This is a genomic window from Streptomyces sp. NPDC006261, from assembly GCF_040613515.1.
Classification (GTDB): domain Bacteria; phylum Actinomycetota; class Actinomycetes; order Streptomycetales; family Streptomycetaceae; genus Streptomyces.
The window spans coordinates 112980-128740 of record NZ_JBEXSI010000005.1 but is presented as its reverse complement, the minus strand read 5'-3'; the positions used below and the strand labels follow the sequence as shown (position 1 = coordinate 128740).

Annotated in this window: 14 protein-coding genes and 1 other RNA gene; 12 read left to right on the top strand and 3 right to left on the bottom strand. The window is 71.0% G+C overall.

Features of this window, described 5'->3' with window-relative positions; all coding sequences use genetic code 11:
* Positions 1-521: 521 nt before the first annotated feature.
* From ABZ154_RS04785 to ABZ154_RS04770, 4 genes are all read left to right on the top strand, one after another.
* Positions 522-2183, top strand: a complete 1662-nt coding sequence (locus tag ABZ154_RS04785; RefSeq protein WP_356829019.1) for a serine/threonine-protein kinase — start codon at positions 522-524, stop codon at positions 2181-2183.
* A gap of 188 nt (positions 2184-2371) precedes the next feature.
* A complete protein-coding gene (locus ABZ154_RS04780) occupies positions 2372-3622 on the top strand; it encodes a serine/threonine-protein kinase (protein ID WP_356829017.1) in 1251 nt (416 codons plus the stop codon).
* A gap of 81 nt (positions 3623-3703) precedes the next feature.
* Positions 3704-4810 carry a peptide chain release factor 2 gene (gene prfB / locus ABZ154_RS04775; protein WP_356829015.1) on the top strand — a complete coding sequence of 369 codons (1107 nt, stop codon included), beginning with the start codon at positions 3704-3706 and terminating at the stop codon, positions 4808-4810.
* Positions 4811-5160: 350 nt separating this feature from the next.
* The gene (locus tag ABZ154_RS04770; RefSeq protein WP_356829013.1) at positions 5161-6105 is read left to right on the top strand and encodes an LPXTG cell wall anchor domain-containing protein; all 945 of its coding nucleotides are present in this window, start codon (positions 5161-5163) and stop codon (positions 6103-6105) included.
* A 232-nt stretch (positions 6106-6337) separates the two neighbouring features.
* Here the strand turns inward: ABZ154_RS04770 and ABZ154_RS04765 are convergent, their stop codons facing one another.
* Complete coding sequence (locus tag ABZ154_RS04765; RefSeq protein ID WP_018512315.1) at positions 6338-6538, bottom strand: hypothetical protein; 201 nt, start codon at positions 6536-6538, stop codon at positions 6338-6340.
* 271 nt (positions 6539-6809) lie between these two features.
* Here ABZ154_RS04765 and ftsE point away from each other — a divergent pair, with 271 nt between their 5' ends.
* The 5 genes from ftsE (at position 6810) to ssrA (ending at position 10747) form a co-directional block, all read left to right on the top strand.
* The gene (ftsE, locus tag ABZ154_RS04760; RefSeq protein ID WP_018512316.1) at positions 6810-7499 is read left to right on the top strand and encodes a cell division ATP-binding protein FtsE; all 690 of its coding nucleotides are present in this window, start codon (positions 6810-6812) and stop codon (positions 7497-7499) included.
* A gap of 57 nt (positions 7500-7556) precedes the next feature.
* Entirely contained in the window at positions 7557-8477 is a 921-nt protein-coding gene (gene ftsX, locus ABZ154_RS04755; RefSeq protein WP_356829010.1) for a permease-like cell division protein FtsX, read from the top strand.
* A gap of 68 nt (positions 8478-8545) precedes the next feature.
* Entirely contained in the window at positions 8546-9733 is a 1188-nt protein-coding gene (locus ABZ154_RS04750) for a S41 family peptidase (RefSeq protein ID WP_356829008.1), read from the top strand.
* A gap of 18 nt (positions 9734-9751) precedes the next feature.
* Positions 9752-10240, top strand: a complete 489-nt coding sequence (smpB, locus tag ABZ154_RS04745; protein WP_356829006.1) for an SsrA-binding protein SmpB — start codon at positions 9752-9754, stop codon at positions 10238-10240.
* A gap of 119 nt (positions 10241-10359) precedes the next feature.
* Positions 10360-10747: a transfer-messenger RNA gene (gene ssrA, locus ABZ154_RS04740) on the top strand.
* Between the two features lie 67 nt (positions 10748-10814).
* Here ssrA and ABZ154_RS04735 read toward each other — a convergent pair.
* Positions 10815-11318: a GNAT family N-acetyltransferase gene (locus tag ABZ154_RS04735; RefSeq protein WP_356829004.1), complete on the bottom strand. Its 504-nt coding sequence runs from the start codon at positions 11316-11318 to the stop codon at positions 10815-10817.
* A 140-nt stretch (positions 11319-11458) separates the two neighbouring features.
* Between ABZ154_RS04735 and ABZ154_RS04730 the strand changes: the two genes are divergently transcribed.
* A complete protein-coding gene (locus ABZ154_RS04730) occupies positions 11459-11806 on the top strand; it encodes a VOC family protein (protein WP_356829002.1) in 348 nt (115 codons plus the stop codon).
* Here the strand turns inward: ABZ154_RS04730 and ABZ154_RS04725 are convergent.
* Positions 11784-13124 carry an MFS transporter gene (locus tag ABZ154_RS04725; RefSeq protein WP_356829000.1) on the bottom strand — a complete coding sequence of 447 codons (1341 nt, stop codon included), beginning with the start codon at positions 13122-13124 and terminating at the stop codon, positions 11784-11786. The genes ABZ154_RS04730 and ABZ154_RS04725 overlap by 23 nt on opposite strands.
* 102 nt (positions 13125-13226) lie before the next feature.
* Between ABZ154_RS04725 and ABZ154_RS04720 the strand changes: the two genes are divergently transcribed.
* Together ABZ154_RS04720 and ABZ154_RS04715 are read left to right on the top strand one after the other, a co-directional pair.
* Positions 13227-14198 carry a LysR family transcriptional regulator gene (locus ABZ154_RS04720; protein WP_356828998.1) on the top strand — a complete coding sequence of 324 codons (972 nt, stop codon included), beginning with the start codon at positions 13227-13229 and terminating at the stop codon, positions 14196-14198.
* Between the two features lie 225 nt (positions 14199-14423).
* Positions 14424-15755, top strand: coding sequence for a nitrate/nitrite transporter (locus tag ABZ154_RS04715; protein WP_356828996.1), 1332 nt, complete (start codon positions 14424-14426; stop codon positions 15753-15755).
* The last annotated feature ends 6 nt before the right edge of the window (positions 15756-15761 follow it).

The following is a 15761-nucleotide window of genomic DNA, read 5'->3' as shown; positions in this document are numbered from 1 at the left end:
TCGGCGGTCCCTTCTGCGCGGGGTGCCCGGCAGGGGAAACGCCCTGTGATTCCCCCCACCCGGCACGGACAGGTCGTCCGTACAGGTCGTCACGGACCCCGGGCTCCCGACCCGTCAGATCCGTCCTTGGAGGCATCCTCGCACCTGCCACTGACAACACGCCCGGCGGTCACCTTTAAATGATCTTGAATGGTCGGCTGTGGGCGCAAAAGTGCCGGCTTGCGTCCGGTTCCCGCAGCGCAGGAGGGCGCGACGAGCGCCGTCCGGCGCATTCCGGACGGACATACGGCACTGTTGTGCGAGTCCCGGATTTCCGGGCGTCGACCCCGCGCGGCAACCATCTGTCCGGTCTGCGCGTCTTCCCCCGAAACGCGACCCCCGGACCCCTTGTCCGACGACATCCCGGCCCCTTGTCCAGCGGCATTAGAGTGGGCCGGAACATGGGCCGGAGCGTAGGCCCGGAACACCCGGGCGGGCCGCGGGGGGACCGCAAGCACCACGATCAGCAGGGAGCGCATGACGTGCGGCCGGTAGGCAGCAAGTACCTGCTCGAGGAGCCGCTCGGACGCGGCGCCACGGGCACCGTCTGGCGAGCCCGCCAGCGGGAGACCGCGGGCGCCGAGGCAGCCGTCGCCGGTCAGCCCGGCGAGACCGTGGCGATCAAGGTCCTCAAGGAGGAGCTCGCCAACGACGCCGATGTCGTGATGCGGTTCCTGCGGGAGCGCTCCGTCCTGTTGCGGCTCACGCACCCGAACATCGTGCGCACCCGCGACCTGGTCGTCGAGGGCGATCTCCTCGCCCTGGTGATGGACCTGATCGACGGTCCCGACCTCCACCGCTACCTGCGGGCGAACGGCCCGCTCACCCCGGTCGCCGCCTCCCTGCTCACCGCGCAGATCGCCGACGCGCTCGCCGCCAGCCACGCCGACGGCGTCGTCCACCGCGACCTCAAGCCGGCCAACGTGCTGCTCGACGAGCGGGACGGCGGCATGACCCCGATGCTCACCGACTTCGGCATCGCGCGGCTCGCCGACTCCCCGGGGCTGACCCGGACGCACGAGTTCGTCGGTACCCCCGCCTATGTGGCGCCGGAGTCCGCCGAGGGCCGCCCGCAGACCTCCGCCGTGGACATCTACGGCGCGGGCATCCTGCTGTACGAGCTGGTCACCGGCCGCCCGCCGTTCGCCGGGGGCACCGCCCTCGAAGTCCTGCACCGGCACCTCAGCGAGGAGCCCCGCCGCCCCTCCACCGTCCCCGAACCGCTGTGGACGGTCATGGAGCGGTGCCTGCGCAAGGACCCGGACCAGCGGCCCAGCGCCGAGAACCTGGCCCGTGGTCTGCGTACGGTCGCCGCCGGCATCGGCGTCCACGCGAACTCGGCCCAGATCGCCGCCGCCGAAGGGGTGGGCGCCCTGCTCGCCCCCGACCCGGCGCCCGCGGCCGTCCCGGAGACGCCCGGTGCCGCCGACCCCACGCAGGTGCTGCCGGGCAACGCGGGCTCGTACGATCCCGGCGCCGCCACCAGCGTGCTCCCGCAGACCGGAGTCCCCGGCGGCAACCAGGGCCACGCCGACCCGACCGCCGTCATGCCGCCCGTACCGCAGCACCCCGGCGGGCCGCCGCAGCCGGACGGCCCGCACCCCTGGCAGTCGCAGCTCCAGGCGGCCCGCGACCGCAACGAGCAGACGCAGGTGCAGTACCTGGACCCGAGCCAGGACCCCCTGCGTCGCCGCCCCCAGCGCCAGCAGCCCCCGCAGCCTCCCCAGCGGCAGCAGCAACCTCCGCAGCACCGGCAGCAACCGCTCCAGCAGCAGTACCCCCAGCAACAGCAGCACCAGCCTCAGCGCTACCAGGCCCCGCAGCAGCCCCAGCGCCAGCAGTACGCGCCTCAGCCCCCGCAGCAGCCCGCCCCGCGCCCGCCGCGTGAGCCGCGTCCGCCGAGGCAGCGCAGCTCCAGCCCGATGCGCATCCCCGGTCTCGGCTGCCTCAAGGGGTGCCTGTTCACCGTGGTGCTGCTGGTCATCGCCGGCTGGCTGATCTGGGAGCTGACCCCGCTCCAGGACTGGGTGGCCCAGGGCAAGGGCTACTGGGAAGCGATCGGCGACGCGATCGGAACGGTCACCGACTGGGTCTCCAAGATCGGCGAGGCCACCGGGGAATCCGGGGGCACCGGCGGCGCCTGACGGCGGCGCCGGGCGTACGGTCGGGGGCTGGAGACCGCCAGCACCCCCGACTCTGTCCCTTTGTCGACTTCTCCGGACCGATTCGGTCCGGAGAAGTGCAGGTTGGCGCCATCCCGGGCACGCACCACCCCGAACGCCGCGTAACTTTGTCGACCGGGGGTCCACCGCCAGCCGCTGAGGGAGCAGTCTTGGCACGGAATATCGGCAGCCGGTACACGGCCCACCAGATCCTGGGGCGCGGCAGCGCCGGCACGGTGTGGCTCGGAGAGGGGCCCGAGGGCCCGGTCGCCATCAAGCTGCTCCGTGAGGACCTCGCGTCCGACCAGGAGCTCGTGGGCCGCTTCGTACAGGAGCGCACCGCCCTGCTCGGGCTCGACCACCCGCAGGTGGTCGCGGTCCGGGACCTCGTGGTGGACGGCAACGACCTCGCCCTGGTCATGACCCTCGTACGCGGCACCGACCTGCGCACCCGCCTGGACCGCGAACGCCGCCTCGCCCCCGAAGCGGCCGTCGCGATCATCGCGGACGTCGCCGACGGCCTGGCCGCCGCCCACAAGGCCGGGGTGGTCCACCGGGACGTCAAGCCCGAGAACATCCTGCTCGACATGGAGGGCCCGCTCGGCCCCGGCGGCGCCCACCCGGCCCTGCTCACCGACTTCGGCGTCGCCAAGCTCATCGACACCCCGCGCCGCACCAAGGCCACCAAGATCATCGGTACCCCGGACTACCTGGCCCCCGAGATCGTCGAGGGCCTCCCGCCGCGTGCCGCCGTCGACATCTACGCCCTGGCGACCGTGCTGTACGAGCTCCTCGCCGGGTTCACCCCCTTCGGTGGCGGCCATCCCGGCGCGGTCCTGCGCCGCCATGTCACCGAGACCGTCGTCCCGCTCCCCGGCATCCCCGAGGAGCTCTGGCAGCTCCTGGTGCAGTGCCTGGCCAAGGCCCCGGCCTCCCGCCTGCGCGCCTCCGAGCTGGCCGTACGGCTCCGGGACCTGCTCCCGCTCCTCGTCGGCATCCCGCCCCTGGACGTGGACGAGCCCGGCGGCGACGAGGCGGAGCAGCAGGCACCCGCGTACGACGAGCAGCAGTACACCCCGTCCGCAGAGGAGCCGCGCAGGCGCGGGGCGGTCCCGCTGGTGCCAGGCTCGTCCCCGGACTCCAACCGGGACACCCACACGAGCATGCGCGTCCCCGCCCCCGACGAACTGGCCGGCGGCCCACTCGGTACCGCCCGCGCCCCGCGCTCCCCCGGAAAGCCGCGCCCCGGCTCCGCCCGCAACAAGGCGGCGGCCGTCCGCAAGCGCCGCATCACCCTCGGCGCCCTGGCCCTTCTGTTGTGCGCGGCCGTCGCGGTGGGCGGCTGGTTGGCCGCGGGCGGCGGCGACGGGGAGCCGGCGGGGCCCCAGAACAGCGAGAACTCGGCTCCGGCGACCCCGTAGGCAGCCCTTCGGGCAGCCCGTTCCCCGGACCGGTTCCCGGGGGAGGACAAGCTTCACCCGCCATGCCGTTACGCTGGACCCGTGGCAGTCGTCGATATTTCCGAAGAGCTGAAGTCCCTCTCCTCGACCATGGGGTCGATCGAGGCCGTCCTGGACCTGGATGCGCTGAGGGAGGACATCGCCGCGCTCGAGGAGCAGGCAGCGGCGCCGTCCCTCTGGGACGACCCGGACGCGGCCCAGAAGATCACCAGCAAGCTGTCGCACCTCCAGGCCGAGGTCCGCAAGACCGAGACCCTGCGCGGTCGCATCGACGACCTCGCGGTCCTCTTCGAGCTCGCCGAGGACGAGGGCGACGCCGAGGCGCTCGCCGAGGCCGAGACCGAGCTGGAGTCGGTGCGCAAGGCGCTGGACGAGATGGAGGTCCGCACCCTCCTGTCCGGCGAGTACGACGCCCGCGAGGCGCTGGTGACCGTCCGCGCCGAGGCCGGTGGCGTGGACGCCGCCGACTTCGCGGAGAAGCTCCAGCGCATGTACCTCCGCTGGGCGGAGCGGCACAACTACAAGACCGAGGTCTACGAGACGGCGTACGCCGAAGAGGCCGGCATCAAGTCGACCACCTTCTCCGTCCAGGTCCCGTACGCCTACGGCACTCTCTCCGTCGAGCAGGGCACCCACCGCCTGGTCCGGATCTCGCCCTTCGACAACCAGGGCCGCCGCCAGACGTCCTTCGCGGGCGTCGAGGTGCTCCCGGTCGTCGAGCAGACCGACCACATCGAGATCGACGAGTCCGAGCTGCGCATCGACGTGTACCGCTCCTCGGGCCCCGGCGGACAGGGCGTCAACACCACGGACTCCGCGGTCCGTCTGACCCACCTGCCGACCGGCATCGTCGTCTCCTGCCAGAACGAGCGCTCGCAGATCCAGAACAAGGCGTCCGCGATGAACGTCCTCCAGGCCAAGCTCCTCGAGCGCCGTCGCCAGGAGGAGCAGGCCAAGATGAACGCGCTCAAGGGCGACGGCGGCAACTCCTGGGGCAACCAGATGCGTTCGTACGTCCTCCACCCGTACCAGATGGTCAAGGACCTGCGTACGGAGTTCGAGATGGGCAACCCCGAGGCGGTTTTCAACGGCGAGATCGACGGCTTCGTGGAGGCGGGCATCCGCTGGCGCAAGCAGCGCGAGAAGTAACCTCCGCCGTACGAGGGTTGGGCCCGGACAGGGATCTGTCCGGGCCCGTCTGCGTCGGGGGGCCGCCGTGGCGAGTTGGGGGGAAGCTGTGCCCGATGCGTCACAGTCGTGCTGCTGCATACCCGTCAACAACCCCTATAAGGGTGTGTACTGCACACAACGGCCTTGACGGAATCCTCAACTCTGGCCAGGGTGCTAGAGCAGCATGCGTATGTCTGGGACAGGTGTGAACCGGGGGGCTGGCGGGGTGACCACGACACGACGTGGCCTCGCCGAGGTGCTTCCCCGCAGGGCCGTGGCCCGCATATGGCTGCTCCAATGACGAGATCAGCTACTGGGGGTAGCAACAGATGACGAAGAAGACGCGCATTCGCGTCGCGCGGATAGCCGCTGGTGCGGTTATTGCCGCAGGTGCCTCGCTGACCGCCGCGGGTGCGGCGCAGGCGGTCGGCATCGGTATCGGTGTGGACGGCGGCGGCCTCGGCGCCGACGTGTCGATCCAGAACGAGGACAACCCGATCGGCGGCGCCGACCAGGGTGGTGCGTCCGGCGAGACAACGACCGGTGAGACCACCACGGGCGAGACGTCGACGACCGGTGAGACCACCACGGGTGAAACCACCGGCGAGACGTCGACGACCGGTGAGACCACGGGCGAGACGTCGACGACCGGTGAGACCACGACCGGTGAGACGTCCACCACGGGTGAGACCACCACGGGTGAGACCACCGGCGAGACGTCGACGACCGGTGAGACCACCACGGGCGAGACCACGTCCGGCTCGACGGGCACCACGGGCACGTCCGGCTCCACGGGCACGTCCGGCTCCACGGGGACCACCGGCTCCACGGGGACCACCGGCTCTACGGGGACCACCGGCTCTACGGGGACCACCGGCTCTACGGGGACCACCGGATCCACGGGGACCACCGGATCCACGGGGACCACCGGATCCACCGGATCCACCGGCTCGTCGGGCACCACCACCGGCGGCGACGACGGCGGCACCGGTACCACCGGCTCCGCCACCGCCGGCTCAGGCACCTCCGGTTCCGCGACCGGTGGCGACGACGCCTGCACCGTCGAGTCCGGTGTCGTCGAGTGCGCCGACAACACGGGCCCCAACAGCGTCGGCAACCAGCCGGTCGAGCAGAGCAAGGGCAAGGAAGAGCTTGCCGAGACCGGTGCGGCCGAGACCACCTTCCTGGTCATCGGTGCCGCGACGATGATCGCCGGCGGCATCGGCTTCCGTCTCCTGCCGCGTCTGGTCGGCGGCGGCCGTACGGTCGCCTAGGACCCGCTGAGGGCCGTGTACGGGTGCACCTGAGCCCCGCACACGGCCCGGCACGGTACACAGAAGGGGCCCGGGAGGCCGTACACAGCCTCCCGGGCCCCTCTGCGCGTTTGCGTGCTTCTACGTGCTCTGCGTCTGCCCCCGGCCCGCTCAGGCGGCCGTATGCGGACGTTCAGCGCCACTCGGGCGCGGCCGGACCCGGACAGAGCCCACTCGAAGGCTCCGGCGTGGGTCAGGCCGTTTGGTGGGCCACCAGCGCCAGCGCCGCCAGCAGCACGACCATCAGCGCGATCAGCATGGCCGGATTCATCCCGGCCAGCGGGCCCTGTCCCTGCTCCTCCAGCATCTGCTGCCGGACCGCACGGCAGACACGGCAGCGCCCCTCGCTCACGGGGGACGCGCAGTTCGCGCACACCAGTCGGTCATAGGTCATGCGCATTCCTCCTCCCGCGCGGCGGAGCCGCTGACTGCTTCTCTCTCCGCACAACGCTCCGGGAAACGCAACCGTTCCCCCACCCACTGTGCCAGCTTCCGTCGTTTTCGGCGCGGCCCGCCGGACAAGGGCCGGACAAGGGGTGGTCCGACCCGGTGTGCTCCAGGTGGCGATCCGCCATAAATCGCCCATTGCCGGACGCCGCCTGCGCGCGTGAGCCCGGTTCGCGTATGGTCACGCTCACCTACTCCCGGCCGACCGTGGTGCATCCGTGATCCGATTCGACAACGTCTCCAAGACCTACCCGAAGCAGACCCGACCGGCTCTGCGCGATGTCTCGCTGGACATCGAGAAGGGTGAGTTCGTCTTCCTGGTGGGCTCCTCCGGCTCCGGCAAGTCGACCTTCATGCGGCTGATCCTGCGCGAGGAGCGCGCCAGCACGGGCATGGTCCATGTGCTCGGCAAGGACCTCGCGCGGCTGTCCAACTGGAAGGTGCCGCAGATGCGCCGCCAGTTGGGGACGGTCTTCCAGGACTTCCGCCTGCTGCCCAACAAGACCGTCGCGCAGAACGTGGCCTTCGCCCAGGAGGTCATCGGCAAGCCGCGCGGTGAGATCCGCAAGGCCGTGCCCCAGGTGCTCGACCTCGTCGGCCTCGGCGGCAAGGAGGAGCGGATGCCCGGTGAGCTCTCCGGTGGTGAGCAGCAGCGGGTGGCGATCGCCCGGGCCTTCGTCAACCGCCCGATGCTGCTGATCGCGGACGAGCCGACCGGCAACCTCGACCCGCAGACCTCCGTCGGCATCATGAAGCTCCTGGACCGGATCAACCGGACCGGCACCACCGTGATCATGGCGACCCACGACCAGAACATCGTCGACCAGATGCGCAAGCGCGTCATCGAGCTCGAACAGGGCCGTCTCGTACGCGACCAGGCACGCGGCGTCTACGGCTACCAGCACTGACCGAGGGCGCCCCCGGGCCCCTCGTGCATGTCGAGCATCGAGTACTGAAAGGACGCCATGCGCGCCCAGTTCGTCCTGTCGGAGATCGGCGTCGGTCTCCGTCGCAACCTCACGATGACCTTCGCCGTCGTGGTCTCCGTCGCCCTCTCGCTCGCCCTGTTCGGGGGCGCGCTGCTGATGCGCGAACAGGTCAGCACGATGAAGGACTACTGGTACGACAAGGTCAACGTCTCGATCTTCCTCTGCAACAAGAACGACGCCAAGGACATGCCCAAGTGTGCGAAGGGCGCTGTCACGGCGGAGCAGAAGGACCAGATCAAGGCCGACCTCGAGAAGATGGAGGCGGTTCAGAAGCCGGTCCACTTCGAGACGGTCGACGAGGCGTACAAGCACTACCAGGAGCAGTTCGGCGACTCCCCGATGGCGGGCAACATCACGCCCGACCAGATGCAGGAGTCGTTCCGCGTCAAACTGAAGGACCCGCAGAAGTACAAGGTCGTCGCGACGGCCTTCGCGGGACGGGACGGGGTGCAGTCCGTCCAGGACCAGCGGTCCATCCTGGACAACCTCTTCGAGCTGATGAACGGGATGAACGTCGTCGCGATCTACGTGATGATCCTGATGCTCGTCATCGCGTTGATCCTGATCGTCAACACCGTGCGCGTCTCCGCCTTCAGCCGGAGACGTGAAACGGGCATCATGCGCCTGGTGGGAGCCTCCGGCTTCTACATCCAGGCCCCCTTCATCATGGAGGCGGCAGTCGCCGGCCTGATCGGCGGTCTGCTGGCCTGCGCGATGCTGCTCGGCGGCCGCTACTTCCTCATCGACGGCGGGCTCGCGCTCCAGGAGAAGCTGAACCTGATCAACTTCATCGGCTGGGACGCGGTCCTCACCAAGCTCCCGCTGGTGCTCGCGATCGGCCTCCTAATGCCGGCCGTCGCCGCTCTCTTCGCGCTGCGCAAGTATCTGAAGGTATGACTTATGCCTCCTGGGGCGCGCGGGCAACTGCCCGTGCGCCCCAGGAGGCTTGTCCTAGACTCGGCGCCATGTCGGGTAGTTCGCACCGCTTCCGGCCCCGCGGCCTCTGCCGCGGGGCAGCCCTGACATTGGTCTTCGGGTGTGTCCTGGCCACCGGCGCGGCCACCGGTTCGCTGCCGCAGGACCCCGACCCCCTCCCCGAGCTCCCGGCGCGTGCCGTCGCCTCCACCCTGGGCCCGGTCGACCGCGAGGAGATCGAGGACGCGGCGGCGAAGGCCGAGGCCGACGGGAAGTCCGTGAAGGACGCGGCCGGGGAGGTCGTCAGCCGCAGCGGGGACCGCTGGGGCGCGGTCTACGACGAGCAGGAGTACGAGGAGTTCGCGCAGGCCCTGGACGGCTCGTACCTGGGCGTCGGCCTCTCCGCCCGCCGCACCGCGAACGGGGGCGTCGCCGTCTCCCGGGTCCAGCCCGGGGGCCCCGCCGACCGGGCCGGCATCCGCGAGGGCGACCTGCTCCGCACGATCGACGGCCGCCGTGTCGACAAGCGCCCCGTCCCCGAGGTGGTCGCCTTACTCCGCGGTGACGGTACGGGGGCCGCGGAGGGCACCCGCGTCGTCCTCGGTCTCGTACGGGAGGGGAGGCCCTCCACACAGACACTGGAGCGCGCCCGGCTGACCCCGGACGCGGTCACCGTGAGCCGTCTGGGCACCGGCCGCACCCCGGCGCTCCTCGTCAAGGTCGCCGCCTTCACCAAGGGGGCCGGCCAGGAGGTACGGGACGCGGTCCGCGGAGCGCCCGGGGACGCCGGGATACTCCTCGACCTCCGTGCCAACTCCGGCGGCCTGGTCACCGAGGCCGTCACCGCCGCCTCCGCCTTCCTGAACGGCGGCCTGGTCGCCACGTACGACGTACGCGGGGAGCAGCAGGCGCTGTACGCCGACCCGGGCGGCGACACCGAGCGGCCCGTGGTGGTCCTGGTCGACGGCGGCACGATGAGCGCGGCCGAGCTGCTGACCGGCGCCCTGCAGGACCGAGGCCGTGCGGTGACCGTCGGTTCGCGCACCTTCGGCAAGGGCTCGGTGCAGATGCCCAGCGAGCTGCCGGGCGGTTCGGTGGCCGAGCTGACCGTGGGCCACTACCGGACTCCGGCCGGCCGCAGCGTCGAGGGCCGGGGCATCACGCCCGACCTGGTGGTGCGGGAGAGGGCCCAGCAGAGGGCCGAGACGGTATTGAGTGGCCTCGGGGGTGGGTCGTAGTGCGAAAATGACCGCACTATGGCTAAGGAAAAAGACACCGGGCGCAAGATGGTCGCGCAGAACAAGAAGGCGCGGCACGACTACACGATCCTCGACACCTACGAGTGCGGCCTCGTCCTCATGGGCACCGAGGTGAAGTCGCTGCGCATGGGCCGGGCCTCCCTGGTCGACGGCTTCGTCCAGATCGACGACCACGAGGCGTGGCTGCACAACATCCACGTACCCGAGTACGTCCAGGGCACCTGGACCAACCACGCGGCCAAGCGCAAGCGCAAGCTGCTCCTCCACCGGGCCGAGATCGACAAGCTCGCGTCGAAGTCCCAGGAGACGGGCCACACGATCGTGCCGCTCGCCCTGTACTTCACGAACGGACGGGTCAAGGTCGAGATCGCGCTGGCGAAGGGCAAGAAGGAGTACGACAAGCGCCAGACGCTCCGCGAGAAGCAGGACACGAGGGAGACGAACCGTGCCATCTCGGCGGCCCGCCGACGGCAGCGCAGTGCCTGACCGGGCCTCGCAGGGCCTGCCCGGGGCCCCGGGCAGGAATACGCTGGCATCGGCCCGCGTTGTTCACGTACGATGGGCCGTGCACCTCAGCGAAGGTGTGCGTTTTGAAAAATCAACATGGGGATGATCGGTTTCGACAGCGGATGTCGAAGCAGGGGAAGCGAGTCGAGGAAGCGGCAATGATCTCGTAAACCATATGTCGCAAACAATAATCGCCAATTCCAAGCGCGATTCCTCCGCCTTCGCCCTCGCTGCCTAATTAGCAGCTAAGCGAAGACTCTGCGGAGTGTCAGCCCGGGGGTGATCCCGACCCGGATCCTGGCATCAATTAGGGATCTAAACTTCTCGGCCCGGCCACGGGGCTGAGAAGGAAACCAAACAGTGGCTGGGCCTGTCGGAGGCTTGTTCGCGTGACCTCCGGGGCCGAGAAAAGCGCAGCGAACTGCACTCGGAGAAGCCCTGGTTCCGCACCGTTGGACGCGGGTTCGATTCCCGCCATCTCCACCACCCCATGTAAGCCTCTGCCCCGCGAGTCCGCTCGCGGGGCAGAGGCTTTTTGTTCCCGCAGAGCTTTTCACGGCAACGAACGGGTGAGCCACGCCACTTCTTTGGTGCCTTCCACGGAAACGCGGTTCCGCTCGAACCCGAGCTTCTCCAGGACACGGAGCGACGGCGTGTTCCAGGTGCCGACGGTGGACCAGAGCCTCTTCCGCCCGGTCGCGCCGGCGGCGTCGAGCACCGCGCGGGCCGCCTCGGTGGCGTAGCCGCGCCCGTGCGCGTGCCGGAACAGCTCGTAGGCGATCTCGGGCTCCTCCAGGGTGGAGCGGCCGATGATCAGGCCGCAGTAGCCGATGAAGTCGCCTTCGGCGCGGCGCTGGACGGGCAGCAGGGCGATTCCCGTGGTCTCCGTCGCGGCGAGCAGTTCCCCGATGCCTTTGCGGCCGCGTTCGACGGTGTACGTCTCCTCGCCGCGTTCGGAGAGGAGGGCGCTGAACTCGGCCGCGTCCGGCTCCGCCCACGGCCGCAGTATCAGCCGCTCGGTCTCCAGATGGAACGCCATGGTCTTGTAGGTCGACATGCCCCCACCCTGCCCCACGGGCCCTGCCCCACGGGCCCTGCCCCAACCGGGCCGGCCGGGTCACAGCGGTCACCCGTGAGGCCGGCCGTGCCATCGTAGGCAGCCATGGATCTCCGTCCGCACCCCACCGGGAGTCTTCGATGACTGTTCGTCGTGTCATGCCCCTCGTCCAGTCGGACGCCGTGCAGGAGAGCCGGGAGTTCTACGGCCTGCTCGGCTTCGAGGAGGTCATGAATCACGGCTGGATCATGACGCTCGCCCCTCCGGCCAGCCCGATGGCGCAGATCAGCATCATCACCAGTGACGCGACGGCCCCCGTCACCCCCGATCTGAGCGTGGAGGTCGACGACGTGGACGCGGCCTACGAGGTCGTGCGGGAGAGCGGGGCGGAGATCGTTCATCCCCTGCAGGACGAGGAGTGGGGCGTGCGGCGGTTCATGGTCCGCGACCCCAACGGCCGCGTGGTCAACGTGCTGAGCCACCGCTGACCATCGCCCGGCTCCCGGAGGTCCCCGTGCCCGCGACGACCAGGGCGAGGGCCGCCGCGCCCATCGGAGCGGCGTAGCCGGAGACCGTCCCCGCGTGCTCCACCAGCCAGCCGCCCGTGGCCGCACCGGCCGCCACTCCGCCCAGGAGCGCGGTGACCGACAGCGTCATGCCCTCGTTCAACTGGCCCGGCGGGGTGGCGCGCTGGACCAGCGTCATGCCCGTGACCATGGTGGGCGCGGTCGCCGCGCCCGCGAGCAGCAGGCAGAGTGCCAGGACCGGCAGGGAGGCGGTCGAGGTGGTGGCGAGCAGCGGCAGGGACATCAGCGCGGTCATCGCGGTCAGACAGAGCAGCAGCCTGCGGTGGACGTTCCGGGCGGGCCGCAGTGAGCCGTAGAGCAGCCCCGCCGCACAGGACCCCGCCGCCTGGAGCGCCAGGATCGCGCCTCCGGCATGGGCGATCGAGACGACCTCCAGCGCCCCGAACACCGCCCCCGTGGCGAGGAAGACCGCCAGCAGCGCGGGCATGCCCGGCGTACGGAGGGGGGAGGCGGCGGTCCGGGTGCGGGGGGTCGGCGGTGGTTCCGTCGCGCGCTGGGCGGCGAAGACCAGGACGCCGGTCATCAGCAGGAACGCGCCCACCAGCGTGCCCGCCTCCGGGAACAGCGCCCCGCAGAGCGTCGCCGCGAGGACCGGGCCCAGCATGAAGCAGAGTTCGTCGGCGGCCTGTTCGAAGGAGTTCGCGGTGTGCAGGGTCGCCGGGTCGCCCCGGTGGAGGTGGGCCCAGCGGGCCCGGGACATCCCGCCGGTGTTGGGGGTGGTCGCGGTGGCGGCGTACGCGGCGAAGAGCGTCCAGGCCGGGGCGTCCAGGTGGACGCAGAGCACCAGTGCGAGGGAGCCGAGCACGGCGAGCGCGGTCGCGGGCACCGCGATCCTGGCCTGCCCCGAGCGGTCCACCAGCCGGGCGGTGAAGGGCGCGACGACCGCCGTCGCGGCGAGCCCGGTCGCGGTGACGGCTCCGGCGAGGGCGTACGAGCCGCGGGACCCGGCGATCATGATGACCGCGCTGACGCTGAGCATCCCCATGGGGAGCCGGGCGATCAGATTGCCCGCGGTGAAGGCGCGGGCGCCGGGGGTGGCGAGCAGCCGGAGGTAGGGGTTGGCGGACGGACGTCGCAGCGCTCGCCGGCGTACGTGCTCCGGGGCCGCACGCCCCCCGTGCTCCCGCGTGTTGCGCGGGGTGGCGACCAGCTGGCCGCCGGCGACGGTGAGCAGCGCTGTGGAGGGAGGGGGCGTACGCGTGGCAGGGGATCTCGGCATGGGACCAGCCTCGCCGCGCCCCGCCGCCCGGGTCCAACACCTACTCCCCGCCCATTCACGCACCCCTGTTGTGAATGGTCCGCCGCGTTGTAGATTCGCCGCGTGCCCGCCCCCGACACCGCCCCCCGCCTCCTGCGCGCCTTTCTCGCCGTCGCCGAGGAGCTGCACTTCACCCGGGCCGCCGCCCGGCTCTTCGTCGCCCAGCAGGCGCTGAGCCGGGACATCCGCGGGCTGGAGCGCCAGCTCGGCGCGGAGCTGTTCGTCCGCACCACCCGGCAGGTCGAGCTCACCCCGGACGGCGAGCGTCTGATCCCGTACGCCCGCCGGGTGCTCGACGCGCACGACGGACTCGCCGCGGCCTTCAGCGGCGGGCCCGCCAGGCCCCTGCTGGTCGACCTGAACAGTGAGGGGACGACCGCCGCCCGGGTGCTGGACCGGGCGCGTGAACTCGCCCCGGAGTGCGAGCTGATGGCACGGTTCGAGTCCGGGCTGACCTGGGCCGCCTCCGAGATCCTGGCCGGCCGGCTGGACGTCTCCTTCGGCCGGGCCGCCGGGCTCGCCCCCGGGGTGCGCGCCGGCCTCTCCGTACAGCCGGTGCGGTACGAGCCGATGGCCCTGATGCTGCCGGCCTCCCACCCCCTCGCCGGGCGCGCGGCCATCCCGCTGTCCGAGCTGTCCGGGACGACCGTCTACGCGGGGGCGGGCAACGAGCGGACGAGGGAGTGGACGGAGCTCGCGGCGCTGCTGTTCGCCGCGTGGGGCATCGAACTGGCCCCGCCCGTTCCGCTCGCCGTGGGGGTGGCCGAATTTCAGCGCGTCATCGCCAAGGCAGGGCACCCGGTCCTGGCGGTGGTGGACTTCCCGCCGCTCCCGGGGGCCGTGGTCCGCCCTCTCGTCGATCCCATCCCGCTCTCGCCGCTGATGCTGGTCTGGCGCAAAGGTCTGAACCACCCCGGGGTGGACGCCCTGCGTACGGCATCAGCCCAGCTGGGTACTGCCCAGGGCTGGCTCGCACCCCCGCCAGGCGCCTGGCTGCCGGAAAGGGATCTGACACTGATGCGTAACCGTTCCTGATCAACTCCGTCCAGGCGGACTTCGGGCGTCGCTGCCGTGCGCCACATCCGTCCTCCGGGTGCATGCACCGCCGGTTCCGCATCTCACCGGTCCGCCCCCGGCCCGGTGAGAGCAAGGTTGCCCACCGGTCACCTCGCGGCACGGCACCGAAACGCGCGCTCCCTAGCGTCGGGACGACACCCCGCAGCGACGGGGACCACCCCGACCCCCCTGTGGAGGCGCGTGATGGCAGGCCGTTGGATCGAGACCTGGGAGCCGGAGGACGAGACGTTCTGGCGGGAGCGGGGCGAGCGCGTCGCCCGCCGCAATCTGTGGTTCTCCGTGCTCTCCGAGCACATCGGATTCTCCGTCTGGACCCTGTGGTCGGTGATGGTCCTGTTCATGGGACCGGAGTACGGCGTCGACCCGGCCGGGAAGTTCTTCCTGATCTCCACCGCCACCCTGGTCGGGGCGCTGGTGCGGGTGCCCTACACCTTCGCCGTCGCCCGGTTCGGCGGCCGCAACTGGACCATCTTCACGGCGGTGAGTCTGCTGGCCCCGACGCTCGCCGCCTTCTGGGTGATGGAACCGGGGACCTCGTACGGCACCTTCGTGGCGGTCGCCGCGCTCACCGGGATCGGCGGCGGCAACTTCGCCTCCTCGATGACCAACATCAACGCCTTCTTCCCGCTCCGCGAGAAGGGGTGGGCGCTCGGCCTCAACGCGGGCGGCGGCAACATCGGCGTCCCCGTCGTCCAGCTCATCGGCCTCCTCGTCATCGGCACACTGGGCGCGGCCCACCCCCGGCTCGTGCTCGGCGTCTACATCCCGCTGATCGTGGTGGCCGCCGTCTGCGCCGCCCTGTACATGGACAACCTCCGGCCCGTACGCAACGACACCGGGGCCGCCCGGGCGGCCGTCCGCGACCCGCACACCTGGATCATGTCGACGCTCTACATCGGCACGTTCGGCTCGTTCATCGGCTACAGCTTCGCCTTCGGCCTGGTCCTCCAGACCCAGTTCGGCCGCACCCCGCTCCAGGCCGCCTCGCTCACCTTCATGGGCCCGCTGCTGGGCTCCCTGATCCGTCCCTTCGGCGGCCGGCTCGCCGACCGGCACGGCGGCGCCCGGATCACGCTGGCCGCCTTCGCCGCGATGGGAGCCGCCACCACCGTCGTCATCTACGCCTCCGCCACCGCCTCCCTCCCCGTCTTCCTCGTCGGCTTCACCGCCCTGTTCGTCCTGACCGGGCTGGGCAACGGATCGACGTACAAGATGATCCCCGGCATCTTCCACGCCCAGGCGATCGAGAAGGGGCTCGACGGCGAGGCGGCCGCCGCCCACGGACGGCGGCTCTCCGGCGCCGCCATGGGCTTCATCGGGGCCGTCGGCGCCCTGGGCGGCCTCGCGATCAACCTCGCCTTTCGTCAGTCCTTCCAGGCCTCCGGCACCGGGACCGCGGCCTTCTGGTCCTTCCTCGCCTTCTACGCCGTCTGCTCCGCCCTGACCTGGGTGGTATACCTTCGCCGCACCGCGTCCGTGCCCGCGAAGGCGCAGGTCGGTTACGCGGAGGTGTAGCGACCA

What these genes read in the sequence shown, in the direction of transcription:
- ABZ154_RS04770 (WP_356829013.1), top strand. Translation starts at nt 5,161, where the DNA reads ATGACGAAGAAGACGCGCATTCGCGTCGCGCGGATAGCCGCTGGTGCG.
- ftsX (WP_356829010.1), top strand. Translation starts at nt 7,557, where the DNA reads ATGCGCGCCCAGTTCGTCCTGTCGGAGATCGGCGTCGGTCTCCGTCGC.
- ABZ154_RS04750 (WP_356829008.1), top strand. Translation starts at nt 8,546, where the DNA reads ATGTCGGGTAGTTCGCACCGCTTCCGGCCCCGCGGCCTCTGCCGCGGG.
- ABZ154_RS04725 (WP_356829000.1), bottom strand. Translation starts at nt 13,124, where the DNA reads ATGCCGAGATCCCCTGCCACGCGTACGCCCCCTCCCTCCACAGCGCTG.
- ABZ154_RS04715 (WP_356828996.1), top strand. Translation starts at nt 14,424, where the DNA reads ATGGCAGGCCGTTGGATCGAGACCTGGGAGCCGGAGGACGAGACGTTC.
- ABZ154_RS04730 (WP_356829002.1), top strand. Translation starts at nt 11,459, where the DNA reads ATGACTGTTCGTCGTGTCATGCCCCTCGTCCAGTCGGACGCCGTGCAG.
- smpB (WP_356829006.1), top strand. Translation starts at nt 9,752, where the DNA reads ATGGCTAAGGAAAAAGACACCGGGCGCAAGATGGTCGCGCAGAACAAG.
- ABZ154_RS04735 (WP_356829004.1), bottom strand. Translation starts at nt 11,318, where the DNA reads ATGTCGACCTACAAGACCATGGCGTTCCATCTGGAGACCGAGCGGCTG.
- ABZ154_RS04765 (WP_018512315.1), bottom strand. Translation starts at nt 6,538, where the DNA reads ATGACCTATGACCGACTGGTGTGCGCGAACTGCGCGTCCCCCGTGAGC.